The sequence below is a fragment of the Streptomyces sp. NK08204 genome (assembly GCF_020400585.1).
Taxonomy (GTDB): Bacteria; Actinomycetota; Actinomycetes; order Streptomycetales; family Streptomycetaceae; genus Streptomyces.
Genome location: NZ_JAINVF010000053.1, coordinates 1 through 3839, shown reverse-complemented (window position 1 = coordinate 3839; position 3839 = coordinate 1). Strand labels below are relative to the sequence as shown.

At 74.2% G+C, this 3839-nt stretch carries 2 protein-coding genes; both read right to left on the bottom strand.

Translation table 11 applies throughout. The annotated features are described in order from the left end of the window. Positions 1–1038: beta-ketoacyl synthase N-terminal-like domain-containing protein (locus K7G59_RS34190; RefSeq protein WP_225840578.1), on the bottom strand; the 1038-nt coding region annotated here is incomplete at its 3' end. 43 nt (positions 1039–1081) lie between these two features. Next, positions 1082–3839: type I polyketide synthase (locus K7G59_RS34185; RefSeq protein WP_225840577.1), on the bottom strand; the 2758-nt coding region annotated here is incomplete at its 5' end.

Sequence of the window (3839 nt, the reverse complement as noted above, 5' to 3'; positions counted from 1 at the left end):
CGTCGTACCCGTCCCATGCGCCTCGACGACGTCGACCTGCCGCGCCGACAGCCGGGCGTTCGCGAGGGCCTGGCGGATCACCCGCTGCTGGGAGGGGCCGTTCGGGGCGGTGAGACCGTTGCTCGCGCCGTCCTGGTTGACCGCCGAGCCACGCACCACCGCCAGCACCCGATGCCCGTGACGACGGGCGTCCGAGAGCCGTTCCAGGAGCAGGACGCCGACGCCTTCCCCCCACCCGGCCCCGTCGGCCGCCGCGGAGAACGCCTTGCTCCGGCCGTCGGGCGCCATCCCGCGCTGCCGGCTGAACTCCACGAAGACCCAGGGGGTCGCCATGACGGTGACGCCGCCGGCCAGGGCGAGTTCACACTCGCCCCGGCGCAGGGCCTGGCTCGCCCAGTGCAAGGCCACCAGGGAGGAGGAGCAGGCGGTGTCGATCGTGACGGCCGGGCCTTCCAGGCCGAAGGTGTACGAGATCCGGCCCGAGGCGACGCTGCCGGCGGTGCCGTTGCCGAGGTAGCCCTCGACACCGGCGGGCACGGTGGTCAGGCCGGATCCGTAGTCGTGGTACATGACGCCGGCGAAGACGCCGGTCCGGCTGCCGCGCACGGTGTGCGGGTCGATACCGGCCCGCTCGAAGGCCTCCCAGGTGGTCTCCAGCAGCAGGCGCTGCTGCGGGTCCATGGCCAGCGCCTCACGCGGCGAGATACCGAAGAACGCCGGATCGAACTCCCCCGCGGCGTCCAGGAATCCGCCTTCGCGGGTGTAACTCTTGCCCGGGGTACCGGGATCCGGGTCGTACAGCCCGTCGACGTCCCAGCCGCGGTCGGCGGGGAACGTCGAGATCGCGTCGGTCTCCGCGGCGACCAGGCGCCACAGCTCCTCGGGCGAGCGGACGCCGCCCGGGTAGCGGCAGCTCATCGCGACGATCGCGATCGGCTCGCGGTCCGCGGACTCCACCTCGTGCAGGCGTTCGCGCGTCTGCTGCAGGTCCGCGATGGCCCGCTTGAGGTAGTCCCTGAGCTTGTCTTCGTTACTCATCGTGCTCTTTCGCTTAGAGATTGGTGATTGCCGGAAGACCGGCTCAGGAGAGTCCGAAATCTTGGTCGACCATGCTGAACAGCTCGTCGTCGGTGGCCGCGTCGAGCTTGTCCAGGAGGGTGGTGCCGGTGGCCGCGTCCGGCGCGTCGCCGTACCGCGCCAGGAGGTCCCGCAGGCGGGCGACGACGCCGGTGCGGCCGATCTCCGCCCAGTCCATCGCGGCCAGACCGGCCTCCAACCGGTCGAGTTCGACGGAGACCGGCACGGCCGCAGCCGTCCCGGCGTCGGGAAGCAGCTGGGTGGCCAGGTGCCGGGCGAGGACGGTGGGGGTCGGGTAGTCGAACACCAGAGTGGCGGTCAGCTGGAGCCCCGTGGCTGCGTTGAGCCGGTTCCGCAGCTCTACAGCGGTCAGCGAGTCGAACCCGAAGTCCTTGAACGCCCGGTCCGCCTCCACGGTGCCGCCGCTCGCATGCCCCAGGACGGCGGCCACGTGCCCGCGCACGAGGTCCAGCAGCATCCGCTCGCGCTCCGCCTCGGGCGCCCCGGCCAGCCGCGCGCGCAGCCCGGCCGCGGCGTCCGCACCACCCGCACCGGCGTCCGCCACCACCCGTCGTACCGGGACGCGGACGAGCTCGCGCAGCAGCGCGGGCACCGGATGCGCGGACTCGCGGGCGGCCGACCGCACCGCCGCCAGGTCCAGGCGGACCGGGAGAACGGCCGCCTCGTCACCCGCGCAGCCCGCGTCGAACAGTGCCAGGCCCTCGGCCGCCGACAGCGCGCTGATACCGGCCCGGCCCATCCGCCGCACGTCCGCCGCGCCGAGGCCGGCGGTCATGCCGCCGGTCCCGCCCGCCTGCTCCCACAGCCCCCAGGCGAGGGAGACCGCAGACAGGCCCTGCGCCCTGCGCTGCTGGGCGAGGGCGTCCAGGAAGGCGTTGGCCGCCGCATAGTTGGCCTGTCCCGCACCGCCGAAGGTGCCCGATACCGAGGAGAAGAGCACGAAGGCGGCGGGCTTGTCGGTGAGCTCGTGCAGGTTGATGGCCGCGTCGACCTTGGGGCGCAGCACGGCGTCCAGCCGCTCGGGGGTAAGCAACTCCACCACCCCGTCGTCCAGCACACCGGCGGCGTGCACCACGCCCGTGACCGGGTGCTCGGTCAGCAGCGCCGCCAACGCGTCACGGTCCGCGACATCGCAGGCCGCCCACGTCACCGAGGCGCCCAAGGCGGTCAGTTCGGCGGTGAGCTGTTCGGCGCCGGGTGCGTTCGCGCCGCGGCGGCCGACCAGCAGCAGCTGCCGTGCACCGCGCTCGGCCACCAGGTGCCGGGCGACCAGGCCGCCCAGCGAGCCGGTGGCACCGGTGATGAGGACGGTGCCGGCGGTGTCCCACACCGCCGCCGCGTTCCCGCCGATGCCCTTGTCCGCGGCGCGGACCAGGCGGGGGGCGAGCACTGTGCCCGAGCGCAGGGCCAGTTGCGGCTCGCCGGTGGCGACTGCCGCCGACAGCACGGCCAGGGGTATCCGGTCCTGGGTGTCGTCGAGGTCGGCGTGGTGGTCGAGATCCTGGTCAAGGCCCTGGTCAAGGCCCTGGTCGAGGTCCTGGTCGAGGTTCTGATCGAGGTCGACCAGGACGAACCGGTCCGGGTGCTCGGACTGCGCTGAGCGCACCAGACCCCAGACGGCGGCCAAGGCCGCGTCGCGCACCTCGTCGGCCGCACCGGTCGCCACCGCACCGCGCGTCACCAGCACCAGGCGGGAGGCGGCGAACCGCTCGTCGCGCAGCCACTCCTGGACCAGGCCCAACGCCTCGCGCGTCACGGCCCGCACGCGGTCCGCGAGGTCCAGGGGGTCCTCGCGGTCCGTCGGCTGGGTGCCGAGCGTGATGCAGACCGCCTCGGGGACCTCGCCGTCCGCGGCGCTCAGCGCGCCGAGGCCGGCGACCCGCGTCAACTGTGGTGTCCCCGTGGAGCGGAGGGCCGGTATCGGCACCGTCTTCCAGTCCAGCCGGAACATGGCACCGTCGGCTCCGCCGCGTGCGCCGTCGATCTGCTCGCGCGAGACCGGGCGCGACACCAGCGCGTCAACGGCGGCCACCGGCTGGCCGAACTCGTCCGCGACGGCGATCGAGACCCCACCTGCACCGGCTGGTGCGAGCCGCACACGCAGCGCCGAGGCGCCTGTGGCGTGAAGCGAGACACCGGTCCAGGCGAAAGGCAGCCGGACCTCGCCGCTCTGCGACTCCGCATCCCCGGGCGTCACGTCGGGGCCGCTGCCGAGGCCCGCCGGGTGGAGGGCCGCGTCAAGCAGCGCGGGGTGCACACCGAAGCGGGCGGCGTCACGCCGCTGCTCCTCGGCGAGCGTCACCTCGGCGAACACCTCCTCCCCGCGACGCCAGACCGCGCGGACGCCCTGGAACGCGGGGCCGTACCCGAGGCCGTCCAGCGCGAAGCGCTCGTACAGGCCGTCGACCTGGACGGCTTCGGCACCGACGGGCGGCCAGACGCTCAGGTCGGACGCGGCTGAGACAGCCGCATCGCCGGTCAGGGAACCCGTGGCGTGCCGGGTCCAGGGCTGGTCCTGGCCGTCGGCCGCGTCCTCGGGACGGGAGTACACGTTGACGGGCCGGCTGCCGTCGTCGGCCGGGCCGCCGACCACCACGCGTAGCTGGACGCCGCCGTCTCCGGGCAGCACCAGCGGCGCCTCCAGCACCAGTTCGTCGAGCCGGCCGCAGCCGACCCGCTCCCCCGCGCGGAGCGCGAGGTCCACGTGCGCGGTTCCCGGCAGCACGGCCGCGCCATGGACG